The 16,991-nt window shown below is 30.1% G+C and carries 15 protein-coding genes and 1 other annotated feature; of the genes, 7 read left to right on the forward strand and 8 right to left on the reverse strand.

The annotated features are described in order from the left end of the window. Nucleotides 1-20: 20 nt before the first annotated feature. The gene (locus AC4PG3_RS11470) at nucleotides 21-386 is read right to left on the reverse strand and encodes a YbaN family protein (protein WP_492196763.1); all 366 of its coding nucleotides are present in this window, start codon (nucleotides 384-386) and stop codon (nucleotides 21-23) included. A 124-nt stretch (nucleotides 387-510) separates the two neighbouring features. Between AC4PG3_RS11470 and AC4PG3_RS11475 the strand changes: the two genes are divergently transcribed. Then, nucleotides 511-852 carry a 4a-hydroxytetrahydrobiopterin dehydratase gene (locus AC4PG3_RS11475; protein WP_492196764.1) on the forward strand — a complete coding sequence of 114 codons (342 nt, stop codon included), beginning with the start codon at nucleotides 511-513 and terminating at the stop codon, nucleotides 850-852. Nucleotides 853-899: 47 nt separating this feature from the next. Here AC4PG3_RS11475 and AC4PG3_RS11480 read toward each other — a convergent pair whose 3' ends face one another. The 3 genes from AC4PG3_RS11480 to AC4PG3_RS11490 form a co-directional block, all read right to left on the reverse strand. Continuing rightward, nucleotides 900-1,448: a GNAT family N-acetyltransferase gene (locus tag AC4PG3_RS11480; RefSeq protein WP_492196765.1), complete on the reverse strand. Its 549-nt coding sequence runs from the start codon at nucleotides 1,446-1,448 to the stop codon at nucleotides 900-902. Nucleotides 1,449-1,526: 78 nt separating this feature from the next. Further along, nucleotides 1,527-1,691: a hypothetical protein gene (locus tag AC4PG3_RS11485; protein WP_492196766.1), complete on the reverse strand. Its 165-nt coding sequence runs from the start codon at nucleotides 1,689-1,691 to the stop codon at nucleotides 1,527-1,529. A 51-nt stretch (nucleotides 1,692-1,742) separates the two neighbouring features. Then, nucleotides 1,743-2,981 carry a GTPase family protein gene (locus AC4PG3_RS11490; protein WP_492196767.1) on the reverse strand — a complete coding sequence of 413 codons (1,239 nt, stop codon included), beginning with the start codon at nucleotides 2,979-2,981 and terminating at the stop codon, nucleotides 1,743-1,745. A 191-nt stretch (nucleotides 2,982-3,172) separates the two neighbouring features. Between AC4PG3_RS11490 and sfsA the strand changes: the two genes are divergently transcribed. After that, nucleotides 3,173-3,868, forward strand: a complete 696-nt coding sequence (gene sfsA, locus AC4PG3_RS11495) for a DNA/RNA nuclease SfsA (RefSeq protein ID WP_492196768.1) — start codon at nucleotides 3,173-3,175, stop codon at nucleotides 3,866-3,868. Between the two features lie 68 nt (nucleotides 3,869-3,936). On the opposite strand, the gene AC4PG3_RS11500 is transcribed toward sfsA, so the two are convergent. Further along, complete coding sequence (locus AC4PG3_RS11500; protein ID WP_492196769.1) at nucleotides 3,937-6,015, reverse strand: methyl-accepting chemotaxis protein; 2,079 nt, start codon at nucleotides 6,013-6,015, stop codon at nucleotides 3,937-3,939. Between the two features lie 180 nt (nucleotides 6,016-6,195). On the opposite strand from AC4PG3_RS11500, the gene recQ reads away from it, so the two are divergent. From recQ to AC4PG3_RS11525, 5 genes are all read left to right on the forward strand, one after another. Next, complete coding sequence (gene recQ / locus AC4PG3_RS11505) at nucleotides 6,196-8,334, forward strand: DNA helicase RecQ (RefSeq protein WP_492196770.1); 2,139 nt, start codon at nucleotides 6,196-6,198, stop codon at nucleotides 8,332-8,334. A 78-nt stretch (nucleotides 8,335-8,412) separates the two neighbouring features. Continuing rightward, complete coding sequence (locus AC4PG3_RS11510) at nucleotides 8,413-8,781, forward strand: NifB/NifX family molybdenum-iron cluster-binding protein (protein ID WP_492196771.1); 369 nt, start codon at nucleotides 8,413-8,415, stop codon at nucleotides 8,779-8,781. A 1-nt stretch (nucleotide 8,782) separates the two neighbouring features. Next, the gene (locus tag AC4PG3_RS11515; protein WP_492196772.1) at nucleotides 8,783-9,619 is read left to right on the forward strand and encodes an ATP-binding protein; all 837 of its coding nucleotides are present in this window, start codon (nucleotides 8,783-8,785) and stop codon (nucleotides 9,617-9,619) included. Beyond that, entirely contained in the window at nucleotides 9,616-10,482 is an 867-nt protein-coding gene (locus AC4PG3_RS11520) for an ATP-binding protein (RefSeq protein WP_492196773.1), read from the forward strand. The genes AC4PG3_RS11515 and AC4PG3_RS11520 overlap by 4 nt, the downstream gene beginning before the upstream one ends. Before the next feature lie 16 nt (nucleotides 10,483-10,498). Then, nucleotides 10,499-10,837, forward strand: a complete 339-nt coding sequence (locus AC4PG3_RS11525) for a NifB/NifX family molybdenum-iron cluster-binding protein (RefSeq protein ID WP_492196774.1) — start codon at nucleotides 10,499-10,501, stop codon at nucleotides 10,835-10,837. A gap of 129 nt (nucleotides 10,838-10,966) precedes the next feature. On the opposite strand, the gene ileS is transcribed toward AC4PG3_RS11525, so the two are convergent. The 3 genes from ileS to AC4PG3_RS11540 form a co-directional block, all read right to left on the reverse strand. Continuing rightward, complete coding sequence (gene ileS, locus AC4PG3_RS11530; protein WP_492196775.1) at nucleotides 10,967-14,065, reverse strand: isoleucine--tRNA ligase; 3,099 nt, start codon at nucleotides 14,063-14,065, stop codon at nucleotides 10,967-10,969. A 42-nt stretch (nucleotides 14,066-14,107) separates the two neighbouring features. Then, nucleotides 14,108-14,321: a binding site (T-box leader), on the reverse strand. A gap of 66 nt (nucleotides 14,322-14,387) precedes the next feature. Beyond that, nucleotides 14,388-15,677: an NAD(P)H-dependent oxidoreductase gene (locus AC4PG3_RS11535; RefSeq protein ID WP_492196776.1), complete on the reverse strand. Its 1,290-nt coding sequence runs from the start codon at nucleotides 15,675-15,677 to the stop codon at nucleotides 14,388-14,390. 15 nt (nucleotides 15,678-15,692) lie between these two features. Next, complete coding sequence (locus tag AC4PG3_RS11540) at nucleotides 15,693-16,925, reverse strand: BaiN/RdsA family NAD(P)/FAD-dependent oxidoreductase (RefSeq protein WP_492196777.1); 1,233 nt, start codon at nucleotides 16,923-16,925, stop codon at nucleotides 15,693-15,695. Nucleotides 16,926-16,991: the final 66 nt, after the last annotated feature.

A 16,991-nucleotide genomic window follows, 5' to 3' on the forward strand; every position in this document is an offset into this window, starting at 1 on the left:
TATACATTAAAATCTTTTATTTAATTATCTGCATTTTGTCTAGTCCAAATATATAAACTTACTACTATTGCAATTAGTAAAAGCATTAATCTAAGTGCAATTTTATCTATAATAAATATAACTGAAAAGCTTATGGTGATCCATATTAATGATATTGCTTTTTTTTTAGCTTCTATTGGAATCCCATTTCCATTTATATAATCTTTCACATAGCGACTAAGGTACCTATTGTTTAATATAAATCTATATAATTTATCACTACTTTTTACAAAACAAGCTAAAGATAATAGTAAAAAAGGTGTAGTTGGTAGAATCGGCAATATTACGCCTAAGCTTCCAGCTATTAAACTCACGCTTCCTATTATAAGAAGTAATATTTTTCTCAAAGTGATCATCCTTTTTTATTTTTCATCTTATTATACTATAAACTTTAATTTATTTCATCCCAAGCTAAATCTATAATTTATAAAAATCTGGGTATAAAAAAAGTAAATATATGGAGGTGGAAAAATGAGTGATTTACTAGAAAAAAAATGTATTCCCTGTAGTATAAGCACAGATCCACTAAAAGAAGAGGAAATAAATGATTATATAAAGGATTTAGAAGATGGTTGGGATGTAATTGAAAATAAAAAAATAAGCAAAATATATAATTTTAAAGACTTTAAAGAAGCTCTAGATTTTACAAACAAAATTGGTGAATTAGCTGAAGAGCAGGGCCATCATCCTATAATCATTCTATCCTATGGTAGAGTCAAAATAAAACTATACACCCATAAGATAAACGGGCTACATGAAAATGATTTTATAATGGCTGCAAAAATTGATAAGCTTTATATTCCTAATCTATAGTTGAAAATGTGTCTACTTTCATATGAAGTAGACACATTTTATCTGTTTTAAAGATTATCTAAATCTTTTGTATTAGATTTATTGGATTTGTCAAAACCTTGTGCCATCTTTTTAAATGTATCTTCTTCAGCCCTATAAATTGTCCATTTGTCCATAGGTATAGCTCCTATGCTCTTATAAAACTCTATAGAAGGAGTATTCCAATCTAGGCAAACCCATTCCATTCTGCCACAATTTCTTTCTTTAGCTAGATTTGCAAGATAGGAAAATATAGTCTTTCCAAAGCCTTTTCCCCTTGCCTCTGGTCTTATAAATATATCTTCAAGATATAAGCCTGGTCTTCCTACAAATGTAGAAAAATTATGGAAAAACAGAGCAAATCCTACAGCTTCACCCTTATATTCTCCAAATACTACTTCTGCTGCTTTTTTTTCAAACAAAGATTCCTCTAGAGTTTGCTCTGTTGCAATTACTTCATCTAACATTTTTTCATATACTGCTAACTCCTTTATAAATTTGAGCACTAATGGTATATCTTCTCTTGTAGCTGGTCTAATTTTAAAGTCTTTTATATTAGTATCTACTATACTCTTCATATGTAAGCCTCCTGGAAAATTATTTATCTATTATTATATATGTTTTTGGAGAAAATTTCTAATATTTTATCTCCCTATCTATTTTTCTAAATAAGTTACTATTCCCATGTATATATTTCCCTCTTGATTGTATTCTATATCTACGATTTCATCTATGATATGACTGTTTTCTTGTATCCATTTTTCCACTTCCTCCTTTATGCTAGAACCATCCATATATTGTGCGATATATGCGTGCTTCATATTTCCACCTCCTAGTTTTTATACCATTATATACATAGAAGGTAAATAGGTTTACTTAAATTCTTCTGGCTTTTTAATTTCCCCTAAAAAGAAATAGGCTTCTGCTGATTTTCCTATGGCATAAGTTCCACTGGCTGCTATGGCTCCAGATCCTGCCCATCCTATTACAGGTACAAGCTTTAAAAGTTGATGTGCTGCTGTTCTAAATCCAAAGGCCACACCTACATTTATGCCTGCTGCAGCTAAAAATTCATAGGCTGTTTCCTTTTTGAATTCTCTACATGATAATCCTCCTATTATTGATATCATAAGTAATTGGAGAGGAGTTAAAACCACTATATCTGAAATTGGTACTGGAGATGCACCTATAGTTCCTGCTATAGTTGAAAAACGATTTATTATTGAATTTGAAAGTCTTTTAAGCTGTTTCTTTCTCTTCTGTGCTTGATAATAATCTATAATAGCTTCATCTGGAAGTTGTTCACCTATGAAATCAGAAAGAGTCTCTATATTCCATAGATCTCCCTCCAAACTAGAAACTGGAATTACTCCTAAGTATTCGCTATCATATATCTTATAGCCCTTTATACCAATATTTAAATCTATATTTTTAAACTCCAGTGAATTTAATATGTCCTTTGTCATATAATCTAGAGATTCTTTTATAAGGGCAGATTTTTTACCACTTTCTTCTGGAGGCCAATCTCTAGGATTACCTAGGGTATCTATCTTGTTCATCGCAATTATTGTAGGAGTTTCTATGCCTGTTTCTCTCTTCAATTTATTTTTTATATCCTTTAATACTTTTAAATCATTTGATAGATTTCTAGCTTCTGTGGCATTTATAACATGTATTATAATATCTGGTTTATACTTTAAAATATCCCTTTCTAAAACTTCACTTGCATCCTCATCTAGGGCTCCATCTGGCCTAGTAGTCTCAAATATACCCCTCGTATCTATTACTGACCAGGTGGCATATCTATCGGTGAAAAATATCTCATATGGTACAGATTCAGGCGTAGTAGGTTTAATGTCTCCAACTTCTGCAACCCTTTTATTTGCCAAGGCATTTAAAAGAGAGGACTTACCATGTCCTGACCTTCCAACTAGAAATAGTACTGGAGGTCTACTTTCTTCTATTAATTTTCTAACTTCACTAAATACTTCACCCATTATCTTTTCTTTTATAAAGGTCTTTGCCTCTGCAGGTAGTGGCTTTGAAACCATCTCAAATAGTTCATCTATATCATTTATAAGCTGGGTAGTCTTATTTTTATCTATTGCCATTTTGCTCAACCTCTCTTTATGCAAATATTTTGTCACAGTGGATTTGTAAACTGAACTTCATCCCCCTTTTACTTTCTATCTCAATTATACCCATTTACTGTTATAATAGTAAATTTTTTATTTTGTTTAATAAGTTTTAATTGATATAATTGATAATGAAAGGTACTAAACTATAATCGTAAGGAGTAAATATGAAATATAAAAAGGTAGTAGAAGGAATATTTTTAAAAAGACCTAATAGATTTATTGCACAAGTTATAATAAATGGAATAGAGGAGACTGTCCATGTGAAAAATACTGGAAGATGTAAGGAACTTTTATTACCTGGAAGTAAAATATTATTAGAAGACTGTTCCCATAATCCTAATAGGAAAACTAAATACTCTATTATAGCAGTTTGGAAGGATAATATATTGGTAAATATGGATTCTCAAGTTCCAAACGAAGTTGTATTCGATGGAATTCAGAATGGCCACGTCTCAGAGCTTAAAGATATAAGCTATTTAAAACGAGAAGTTACCTTTGGAAGTTCTAGATTTGATATGTATTTTGAATCTTCGTGTAAAAAAGGATTTATTGAGGTCAAAGGGGCAACATTGGAGGTAGATGGTATTTCCATGTTTCCAGATGCTCCTACAAGTAGAGGAACTAAACATGTATTGGAAATGATAGAGGCTGTAAATCAAGGATATATAGGTATAATATTTTTCTTGATACAAATGAAGGGACCTAATTTATTTAAACTAAATTGGAATATGGACCATGAATTTTCTCAAGCTGTAAAATTGGCAAGTGAAAATGGAGTTAAAGTTTTAGCCTATGATTCCATAGTTAAGGAAAATAGTATAAAGCTAGGCAATCCAATAAAAATTGATCTTATAAATTAAAAGACAAAAGATATTTAAAATTATTTTAAATATCTTTTATCTTAGTCTGGTATAAAGCCTTATTATTTCTATATTTTAAACCTATTAACTAATTCTTCCAATACATGAATTATTTTATCCAAATCATCTGTATTAGTTGATATAACTTCCATAGTTGCAGATTGTTCTTCCATTGAAGCTGACAATTCTTCTGTAGATGCAGCAGCTTCTTCTGATATTGCTGACATGTTTTGAATAGACAATATTGCTTCTTCCTTATTTTTCTCTACCATATTTAATTTTTCTTCCAAATTATCTATAGCCTTTATAGAGGTTGACATTGAAGAATATATTTCTTCAAAGGATTCCTTAGATAGGCTTAAAGACTGATTGGCTTCCTTTAAAGCATCTTCAGATGAATCCATATTCTCTTTTGTAATTTCTACTTCAGATCTAATATCTTTTAGTATTTCTTCTATACTTTGAGTAGCGTGTCCAGTTTGCTCAGATAATTTTCTTATTTCTTCAGCTACTACAGCAAATCCTTTACCTGCTTCCCCAGCTCTAGCTGCTTCTATAGCTGCATTTAAAGCTAGTAAATTTGTTTGATCTGAAATATTAATTATTATATTTAATATTTCTCCAATAGAGTTAGATTTTATTAGTAAAGACTTAATATTTTCACCTAAAATATCAGAAGTTCCATTAACAATTTTAAATTTTTCAACCATGCTATTTATAGCTGTTAAACCTTCTTCATTTATTTTTTGAGCCCCAATAGAACTTTTGGCTACCATATTTCCATTTTCTACTGCTGCCTTTATCTCATCAGATAATTTATTTAGCTTATTAGAACCATTTTCTATATCTAAAGCTTGTTCCATAGCAGCTTGGGCAAGACCTTCTACAGTCTTTGATACATCACCTATAGATTCATTAGTCTCATGTGTTGCTATGGTTAAGTTATCAGTATTTTCTACAATGCTTTTTGTAGTCTCATCTATAGATTGTATTATAGTTCTAATTTCTTTTCTTAAAAGTAATGTAGCATTATAAATAATACCCACTTCATCTTTCCTATTAGCCAAGTTTTTTGTCTCTTTAGTATCTTCTAATTCCCTTAAATTTAATGTAGATGTTGTCTCTAATATTTCTGTTACAGCTACAATTGGATTAGAAATTCTTTTCCCAAAAATTAAGGATACAAATATAGCTAATACTGAAGATACTAAAATAACTCCTAATATAATATATAGAGTAGTATACATTTCTTCTAATATTTCTGCTTTAGGAACAGTTAACATGATTATTTTGTCATCATATAGCTTTGAAAAAGCCATAATTTTCTTTTCACCTTGAAATTCTGTTTCCATAACATTATAGTCATTTTTTTCTATTTCATCTACAATACTACTATATGCTCCATTTTCTATAGTATTTAAATTGCTATTTCTGTCTAAAGTAGGATGGATCACATATTCATAATCTTCATTGAGCATAAAGGCATATCCTGTATCATATACGCTAATATCTTCAACATGATTTATTAACTCCTCTACACTTAAATCTACTCCAATTACCCCTATTGTATCATTATCTACAACTATAGGCATAGAATATGTCATTACATTTATATTATTATCATTTATGTAAGGATTTCCCCATAATCCCTTTCCTTCTTTTATAGGATTGTAGTAAAAAGCTACTGAGGGATCATTTTCGCTTTTTCCTGCAATATCTTTAGGTAATGAAGACATTACATTCCCACCTTCATCTAGAACAGCCCAAAGTCCTTCTGTTTTTCCAGTATATTTAGGATCGATAACTACATACACTCCTGTACAGTGTTCTACTTCTTTAGCTATTTTTTTTAATGCATGAGCCAAATTAGTATCAATGTACTCATTTAAATATCCTTTTTCCTCTATTTTATCCATATTAATAGTTCCTTCTAGGATATAGTGTAAATTTTTACCTATATTTTCATATAGTATTAAATCCTTGTTAAAATCTCCAGTATAAATTTGTACTTCACCTAATAGATTCTCCTTAGCTTCTCTTTCTATTACATCTTTACTTCTTAACATACTTGTTATACCTACTATTAAGGACATACTTATACTACAAATTATAACTGCTAATACAATTCTAGTGCTGATTTTTTTCATTATTCCTTACCTTCTTTCTACTATTTTATTATATAATTGCACAATTATATAATCGACACTATCCGACAAATAGTTAATGCTATTTTAAAAGTTATTTTATACTATTTTTATTACATGTTTTCTATAATGAAATTAAATAAAAAGTCTTGTATAATAGTTTTAAAGAAGGAAGTGATTGATATGGATATTTATTATGCTTTAAGTAATTATTTTGGATACAATGAATTTAAAAATGGACAAAAGAAAATAGTAGAAGCAGTATTAGAAGGTAAAGATGCACTTGGAATTATGCCTACAGGTGGAGGCAAGTCTCTTTGCTATCAACTCCCATCTGTACTTTTAGATGGACTTACATTTGTAATATCTCCTCTGATTTCTCTTATGAAGGATCAAGTTGATTTTCTAAATGAAATAGGTATCTCAGCAACCTTTTTAAATAGTACATTAAATGATTATGAATTAAATAATAGAATCACCCAAATAAAAGAGGGAAAATATAAACTTGTATATATAGCTCCTGAGAGATTAAATACATATCTATTTAAAAACTTAGTAGATTCTGTCAAGATTTCAATGGTAGCAGTGGATGAAGCCCACTGTATAAGCCAATGGGGTCATGACTTTAGACCCGCTTATAGGGAAATTCCTAAGTTTATACATTCTCTTAATTATAGACCTGTAGTTTCTGCCTATACTGCTACTGCAACAAAAGAAGTATTAGAAGAGATAAAACATTTATTAGAATTAAAGTCTCCTATTGAATCTATTATTGGTTTTGATAGACCAAATCTTTTTTATCAAGTTACGAAGGTAAATGATAAATTTCAGTTTATCCAAGATTTTGTAAATAAGAATTATTCCAATAAATCTGGAATAATCTACTGTGCTACAAGAAAAACTGTAGAGTCTTTGAACTCAAAACTAAATCAAGCTGGATTTAGCTCTCTAGCTTACCATGGTGGTATGGATTCTAGCTTACGAGAAAAAAGTCAAGATGAATTCATATTTGATAAAGTAAATATTATAGTTGCAACTAATGCCTTTGGTATGGGAATAGACAAGCCTGATGTTAGATTTGTAATTCACTACAATATGCCTCAAAACATGGAAAGTTACTATCAAGAGGCTGGTAGAGCTGGCCGTGATGGAGAGCCTAGTCATTGTATACTTCTCTATTCTCCTTCAGATACAGTCAAACAAAAATTACTTATTCAATATAATTCTAATTCTCCTGAAAGAGAAACTATGCTATATAAAAATCTGCAGTATTTAGAAGATTATTGTCATACAAATGATTGCCTTAGAAATAATATATTGTCATATTTTGGAGAAAGGCCTAAAAATATAAATTGTGAAAACTGTGGAAATTGTTTAGATGATTCTGAGATGATAGATATAAGTGTAGAATCTCAAAAAATACTCTCATGTATATATAGAGTAGGACAAAGATTCGGTTCTACAGTCATAGCTCAAGTTTTAAAAGGATCTAAAAATAAAAGAATACTTCAATTTGGTTTAGATAAAGTATCTACCTATGGGATTATGAAGGATTATGATACTTCTACTTTAAGGGAAATGATAATGACTTTAGTATCTAAAGGATATATAACAATGACTTCTGATAAATTTCCCATTCTAAAATTAAACAATAATTCTATAGACGTTTTAAAGGGAAAAGTCAAGATCTATCATAAGAAACATTTATTAGAGAAAAAAGAAGCTACTAAAAAATCTAATCATAGTTCGGAAAGCTTCAATGAAGATTTATATTCTACATTAAGAGAATTGAGATATAAATTAGCCATAGATAAAGATATCCCTCCCTTTATGATATTCCATGATTCAACTCTTAAGGAGATGGCTTCATTATTTCCAAGAGACAGGCAAGCTTTTTTAAATATAAAAGGGGTTGGAACTAAAAAATATGAGACCTATGGTGAAAGTTTTATACAAATCATAGATAAGTATTTAAAAAATAATGATATAATTCCTCCTAAAGCCCCAAAAAAAGCAAATGAAGATAATTTAAAACTTAGATATGAAAATACTTATAAGCTATATGAAGAAGGATTGTCTCTGAAGGATATTGCTAAAGAGATAGGATTTGTACCAAGTACTATAATTAGCCATTTACAAAAATGTGAAACCCAGGGAAAAACTGTCGACTGGAATAGATTTATAGATAATCCTATAAAAGAAGAAACTATACTAAATTCTATAGAAAAATTAGGGATCGAAAAATTAAAAGATTTAAAAGATGATCTTCCTGAAGATATTGACTATATAGATATAAAACTTGTCATAGCTAAAAATTTTTAATATTATTATTGACATATGTTCATAATATGTTATTATAAATATAAAGAACATATGTCGATAACTTAAGGAGGAAAATTTATGATTATAGGTATACCTATAGATGAAAAATCTATGAATAGTAATATCAGTGATAATTTTGGAAGGGCAAATTTTTTTCTAATATATAATGATCAAACTAAAGAGTATGATTTTTTTAAAAACACCGCTGTAAATAGTCAAGGTGGAGCTGGAATAGAAGCTGCTCAAATATTAGTTGATAAAAATATAAATATTTTAATTACACCTAGATGTGGAAATAATGCAGCTAAAGTCTTAGAATCTGGAGATGTAGATATTTATAAGTCTATATCCAAATCTATAGAAGATAATCTTAATAATTTCAAAGAAAATAAGCTATCTCCCCTTTTAGATATCCATCAAGGCCTACATAGGCATGGTAGTAGATAATATGAAAATCGCTGTATTAAGTGGAAAAGGTGGTACAGGAAAGACTTTATTATCTGTAAACTTGGCTAGTGTATATGAAAATTCAAATTATGTAGATTGTGATGTAGAAGAGCCTAATGGGCATTTGTTTTTTAAACCTAATATTTTAGATACTAAGGATATAAATGTTAAGGTCCCTGTTATAGACCATGAAAAATGCATTGGTTGCAAAAAATGTGTTAAATTTTGTAAGTTTAATGCTCTTGCATATGCAAAAAAAGTCTTAGTATTTGAAGATATTTGTCACTCCTGTGGAGCTTGCCTATTTGTATGCCCTCAAAATGCTATATATGAAAAAGATAGAGTAATAGGAAAGATAGATATAGGTCATAGTGAAGATGTAAATGTATTTACGGGGACTCTAAACATTGGAGAATCTTCAGGAACACCGATTATAAGCAATTTATTAAAAGAAATCAAAAAAGATAATAAATTAACTATAATTGATGCTCCACCAGGAAGTGCCTGTATTGTAATGGACACGATTAAGGATGTAGATTATTGTGTGTTAGTTGCAGAACCTACAGAATTTGGTTCCCATAATTTAAATATAGTCTATGAATTGGTAAAATTATTTAAAAAACCCTTTGGTGTAGTATTAAATAAGACTTTAGATAAAGAAAATCCTTCAGAAAACTTTTGTATTTCTAAAGGAATAAAGATACTAGGAAAAATCCCCTATGACAAAAATTTAGGCGACTTAAATTCTAATTCTCTTATAGCGGCAAGAGAGGATAATTTTTATAGAAATAAGTTTAAAAGTATCTTAAAAGCCATAACTAAGGAGGCTAAGCTATGAAACAACTTCTAATCCTTAGTGGAAAAGGTGGTACTGGAAAAACAACTGTTGCCAGTTCCTTTATAAAATTATCACAAACAAGGGTATTTGCAGATTGTGATGTGGACGCTCCAAATTTACATATATTATTAAATAAAGATACTGCCCCAAATATATCTCCTTTTTATGGTTTGGATAAGGCAAGTATTGATAACAATATATGTACTAATTGTAATTTATGTAGAGAAAAATGTAGATTTGATGCAGTTTCTTATGATGAAAGTACAAATTCTTATCATATAGATCCTTTTTCTTGTGAAGGCTGTAGTCTTTGTAAATTTTTGTGTCCAGTAAATGCTATTAAAATGGTACCTCATGTATCTGGATATTTAAAATTATATAGAGACAATAATATATTTTCCACTGCTGAACTAGAAATAGGAAGTGGAAATTCAGGATTATTAGTTACTGAAGTAAAAAAAAGGATGAAATCTGATGAAATAAAATCAAATCTAGAAATAATAGATGGTTCACCTGGTATAGGATGTCCTGTTATAGCATCTATTACTGGAGTAGACATGGTTTTAATAGTTACAGAACCCAGCATTTCTGGTGTAAGCGATCTAAACCGGATAATAAACACTGTATCTCATTTTGGAACTAAGATGGCAGTGTGTATAAATAAATATGATGTAAATATAAAAATTTCTAAACAAATACAAGAAATATGTAAAAACTTAGACATCCCATATATAGGAAGTATTCCTTATGATGAATCTGTAATTACAGCAGTAAATAGTGGAAAAACTATTGTAGATATCCAATGTGAAGCTGCTAAAAAGATGGAAAAAATCTATAGTGAAACTATTAAACTATTATTTTAAAAATGGAGGAATTTATATGAAAATAGCAGTAGCAAGCGACAATAAAAATGTAACTGGTCACTTTGGCCATTGTGAAACCTTTGAAATTTTTGAAACTAAAGACAAGGAAATAATAAGTCAACAAAGCATAGCTAATCCTGGACATAAACCTGGATTTTTGCCTAACTTCTTACATGAAAAAGGAGTAGATATCATAATATCAGGTGGCATGGGTAAAGGTGCAGTAGACATATTTAACCAACATAATATAAAAGTTATAGTAGGAGCGCAGAGTACTAGTAAAGAAGCTGTAGAATCCTATTTAAATGGAAACCTAAAATCAACTGGCTCTATTTGTGAAGAACACAATCATTAATTTTTTTCAAATGTAGGATAGTGTGAAAAGCTTTGTGTATCGACCTTCAAGTTCAAGGTAAGATAGTTATATTAAATTTAAAAACCTTACAGTGATTAATTCTCCAATCACTGTAAGGTTTTTTTCCTTTTAAATCTTTTCTAATTTAATTCCTGTCATTTCTCCATTTAAATCTTGCTCTTCTAAATCTTCTTCTACTAGTTTTATAGCCTCAGCTAAAGTTTCTGATTTTATAAATTCTTCGTAAGATTTTACTGCTGATTGTATCTCACTGCTTCCATTATAATATACATTTATATTATCAAGTACTTCATATCCATTATTCTTTCTCATTTGTTGAACTTTAGATATAAATTCCCTTGCATATCCTTCTTCTTTTAATTCTTGTGTCAAAGTAGTATCTAAGATTACAAATAGATTATTTTCCATTACTACATTAAATCCTTCTTTAGAAGAAATTGTAACCTGTACATAATCTTTTTCTATCTTAGTATCTTCTCCATTTAGATTCAATACTAATTCTTCACCTGATTCTAATTTTTCAACTGTATCTTTTGAATCTAATTGACTTAGTACTTTTCCAAATTCTTTTATCTTTTTACCTAGTATAGATCCTGCTACTTTGAAATTAGGTTTTAAGCTATAGTTCATGTACCCTGATAAATCTTTTTCAAATACTACTTCTTTTACATTTAATTCTTCTTTTATAAGAGGAATTAAATCTTTAATCTTATCTTCATATTTTCCATCTATAACAACCTCAGCTAAAGGTTGACGTACTTTTAATTTTACAGACTCACGAGAAGCTCGACCAATTCCAACTAAGTCTCTAACTAAATCCATTTTCTCTTCTAATTCATTATCTAAAAGCTCGTCATTTAACTCTGGATAATAAGCTAGATGTACAGACTCATCATCTGAAAGTTTTTGGAATAATTCCTCAGCTATAAATGGTACAAATGGAGCTATCATCTTAGACACACCTAAAAGTATCTCATAAGTGGTGTTGTATACAGACTTTTTATCATCATCTAATTCTGTAGACCAAAATCTTCTTCTATTTCTTCTTATATACCAGTTAGATACATCTTCTATTACAAAATCTTGAATGTTTCTTACTACCCTTGTAAGTTCAAATATATCCATATCTTCTTTTACTGATTTTATTAAATTATTGTACTTAGATAATATCCATCTATCTATCTCTGGTCTTTCTTCATAAGGGATGAAGAATTCCCTTGGATCTACTTCATCAGTATTTGCATATAATGAGAAGAAATTATATATATTTTTAAGAGATCTAAAGAATTTAGACTCTACTTCTCTAAGTCCATTTTCATCAAATTTAGTTGGAGTCCATGGTGGTGATACATATAATATATACCATCTTAATACATCTGCACCATATTCATCAAATAATCTGAATGGGTCTACTGTATTTCCTTTTGATTTAGACATTTTCTTTCCATTTTTATCAAGTACAAGATCATTTACTAATACATTTTTATATGGAGCTTTTCCAGTTACAAAAGTTGAGATTGCAAGTAATGAATAGAACCATCCTCTAGTTTGATCTATACCCTCACATATAAAGTCCGCTGGGAATAATTTATCAAAATCATCCTTATGCTCAAATGGATAATGATGTTGAGCAAATGGCATAGAACCACTGTCAAACCATACATCTATTACATCTTTTTCTCTAGTCATTTTACCGCCGCATTTATCACATTTTAAATGTACATTGTCTACATATGGTCTATGAAGCTCTATATCCATATCTATATCTTCTATAGATCTTTCTACTAATTCAGCTCTAGAGCCTACACTATCTGCATGATCACAGCTATCACATTTCCATACTGGGAATGGAGTACCCCAATATCTACTTCTAGAAATAGCCCAGTCATTTAAGTTTTCAAGCCAATTTCCAAATCTTTTTTCTCCTACAAAATCTGGATACCAATTTACCCCTTTATTGTTTTCTATTAACTTATCTTTTAACTTAGTCATTTGGATATACCAAGATGGCTTAGCATAGTACAATAGTGGTGTATGACATCTCCAACAATGAGGATAATTATGATTCATCTTTTGCTTTTTAAAGAGTTTACCTTCTTCTCTTAGCCACTGTATTATATCCTTATCTGCGTCCATTACAAATTTGCCTTCCCATGGAGTCTCTAAGAATTTACCATCTTCAGATACAGGATTTACTACTGCTAAATCATATTTAAGTCCAATATTATAGTCATCTTCACCAAAAGCTGGAGCAGAGTGAACTATCCCCGTACCATCTTCTGTAGTTACATAATCTCCTAGGGTTACAAAAAAGGCCTTACCCTTTACATCTATAAATGGAATCAATTGCTCATATTCCATATGTTCTAAGTCTTTACCTTCTAATTCTTCTAATACTTCATATTCATCTTCTAGCACTTTATCTGCCAATACTTTACTTAAATAGTAGATTTCATCATTTTGTTTTACCTTCAAATAGATTTCCTTTGGATTTACTGTTAAAGCTACATTTGAAGGCAATGTCCAAGGTGTAGTCGTCCAAGCTAAGAAATACTCATCTTTGTCTTTTCTTTTAAACTTAACTATTACAGTCTCAGTCTTTATTTCTTCATAGCCTTGAGCTACTTCATGAGATGCAAGTCCTGTTCCACATCTAGAACAATATGGAAGTATCTTGTGACCTTCATATATTAATCCTTCCTTAAAAAATTTATCAAGTATCCACCATACAGATTCTATATAATTATTATCAAGAGTTATATATGGATCGTCTAAGTCGATTAAATATGCCATTCTCTCCGTCATATCTCTCCAAAGTTTTTCATATTGGAAAACTGACTCTCTACACTCTTTATTGAATGCCTCTACTCCATATGCTTCAATATCGTGTTTATCCTTTAAATTAAGCTTTTTTTCCACTTCAATTTCTACTGGAAGTCCATGAGTATCCCATCCTGCTTTTCTCTTAACTTGATAACCCTGCATAGTCTTATATCTACAAGTTAAGTCCTTCAATGTCCTAGCCATTACATGGTGAATTCCTGGCTTTCCATTAGCCGTAGGGGGTCCTTCATAGAATACAAAAGGTTTATCTTCATCTCTGGTATTAACAGATTTATTTAATAAATCAATACTATCCCAATACTTTGAGATCTCTTGTTCCCTTGACTTTACAGGGTCCTTTGATAATTCATCAAATCTTTTCAATTCTTCTCCTCCTCTAATTAAAAAAGTCCTAAATCTATATAGACTTAGGACGAGTTTTTCGCGGTACCACCTAAATTACAAATATACTTAGTATATTTGTCACTTAATAGAATAACGGTCATCTCCGTAATACCTTAATGATTTCAGGTATTATGCTCAAAGGTGATCTTCACAAAGGATTTATGATAATCTCTCACCTAATGATTATCTCTCTAAGATAAATTTACTTTGCTACTGTCCTTATCTATGCATGTCTTTTTACTTGTCTACTAATATACTTAATTATCTTAATTTTGTCAAGGATAATTTTATTCTAGTAAATTTAAACAAGTTTTTCTTGTTCCATTCTTAATTTATATATTTCTGTATCCTTGTCTATATCCACCATATCGTAGGTAATAAATTCTCCCTTTTTGATATCTCTTTTGACTACTGCATTTTTATTTATAAGACCTATAGGAACTAAATTTTCTTTTTTAGCTACCTCATAAGTATCTATACTTCCTAAAACTGTATATTCTCCTATACCATCTAAATGCTCTCCAGCTTTTAAATCTTTTTTTGCTCTAGTAATTACTTCAACTACAGGAGTATCATACTTTGGTGCTATTGTAGCTTCTTTGTAAATAACAGTTTTGGCAACAGTTATAGGTGTCTCTAAACTAGTCAAATGATATGGTCTATACAGCACATAATTTGGGCCTTCTCCCATACTTAAGTATTTCATTTCTTCGTGTACTTGAGGCAATTTTGTACTAACTACTACAAATACACCTGGAGCTATGCCATGGACATAGTCAACTATTTTTTTATTATTTAATATTCCCCCATCTTCTTTAAGGCTAAAGATTTTTGGCAAATCTTCTACCGTTGCTGTCGGTCCATGTCCTCCTCTAATATCTGGCAAAAAGCCTGTAGAATTACTCATAGCAGCCATTTCAATCATTGTATTTGTACCATCGACAAAAGAAGCTAGTCGTAGAGGTTTTAAGTTCTTTTTAAGTGCTTTTTCCCTTAAACTACTTGGTGTAGCTTCATAATCAATAGGATTGTTTTTTCCTTTTCCAATTGCCAATATATCAAATCCTAAGGCATCTGCAAAATCATATATTTCCTTCACACTTCCAGGTTCATCACCAGCAGTTCCTGTATAAATTACTCCTGCTTCTTTAGCTAATTTGTTTAGTATTGGTCCAACAGTTACATCAGCCTCAACATTTACCATTACTATATGCTTTCTATTTGAAATTGAATCCATGGCAACCTTAGCACCTACATTTGGGACTCCTGTAGCATCAACTACCACATCGATTAAATTAGCCTTAGTAGCATATTCTGTAATATCAGTTACTACATATTTTCCCCTTTCCATGCTAGTATTTATATCATTTAGATTCCTAGCTATTACTATATCTTCTTTTGAAATCCCAGCTAAAGTATAGGCATCCATGGCGTCTTTTATTTTATTACTTGCTACTACAGCTGGTATCATTCCTTTCATCAGCATCATCTGACTGACCATACCTTTGCCCATTAAACCTGCTCCTATTAAGGATACCTTTATTTGTTTATTATTCTCTTCTAGCTCTCTTAGTTTATTATTTATTGACATAATATCCTCCAAACACTAAATTTTATCTGTGGATGCACTAATACCTGCAATATATCCAGATGACCATGCCCACTGCAAATTAAATCCTCCACAATCTCCATCTATATCTAACAATTCTCCTACAATATATAATCCTTTAATTAGCTTAGACTCCATAGTCTTATTATCTATTTCATTAGTTCTTACTCCTCCTGCTGTAACTTGAGCATCTGAAAAAGAAAGACCTCCTATTATTTTAAATCTCCAGGATATAAGTATACGAGTCAATCGAATTATTTCATCCTTAGAAAGATTAGATACATTCTTATTTTTATCTATATTTAATTCTTTTAAAATAGGAATTATAAGTCTTTTATTTATCATTCCTATTAGAGCATCCTGTATAGATTTTTTAGGCATTAATAAAAATCTATTTTCTAAATATATCCTTAATTCTTCAAAAGTTTTTGTATAAATTATTGATATTTCAAGTTCTATTTCTTCACCTCTATTTAGATTATATAAGGCTGTTCTACTCAATTGAAGTATAGGAGGACCAGATATTCCATAATCAGTAAAAAGTATATCTCCAGTATCTTCTAAGACTATCTTTCCTTTTTTATATAGTCTTGCTATTCCTTTAAATTTAACTCCTTTTAATCCTTTAAATATATTTCCTTCTAATTTTAACTGTACGAGCCCTGGAAATATATCTGTAATACTGTGACCAAGTTTCTTAGCAAGCTTATACCCATCACCACTAGAACCGCTATTAGGCATTGCCATACCGCCTGTTGCTAATATTACTTTATCAGCTTTAAATTTTCTACCATCTTTTAATATAACTATAAATTTATGATTTCTTACTATATCTACTACTTCAGCTTCTGTTATTAGATCAATATTTAGTGAATCTATTTCATATCTAAGTACATCCAACATACTAGAACTTTGAAAAGATAATGGAAATACTTTGCCACCATCTTCTATAGCAGGTGTTATCCCTAGTCTTTCAAAAAAATCTATGGTCTGTTCCACACTAAAAGTTCTCAAAGCACTATAAGCAAATTTATGATTTTCACCATGATAATTTTCAATTCTTACATTTTGATTTGTATAATTACATCTTCCATTTCCTGTTGCAAGAAGTTTTTTACCTACTCTAGAGTTCTTTTCTAAAAGTAATACATCTGCTCCATTTTTCTTGGCAACTATAGCAGAAATCATCCCTGCGGCTCCTGCTCCTATTACTATTATTTTTTTAGACATATTTTTACTCCTTTATTGTATTCTACTCTATTTTATACTTTATATGGAAAATTGTCTAATTTAAAA

This window comes from Tissierella sp. QWL-11 (assembly GCF_058683765.1).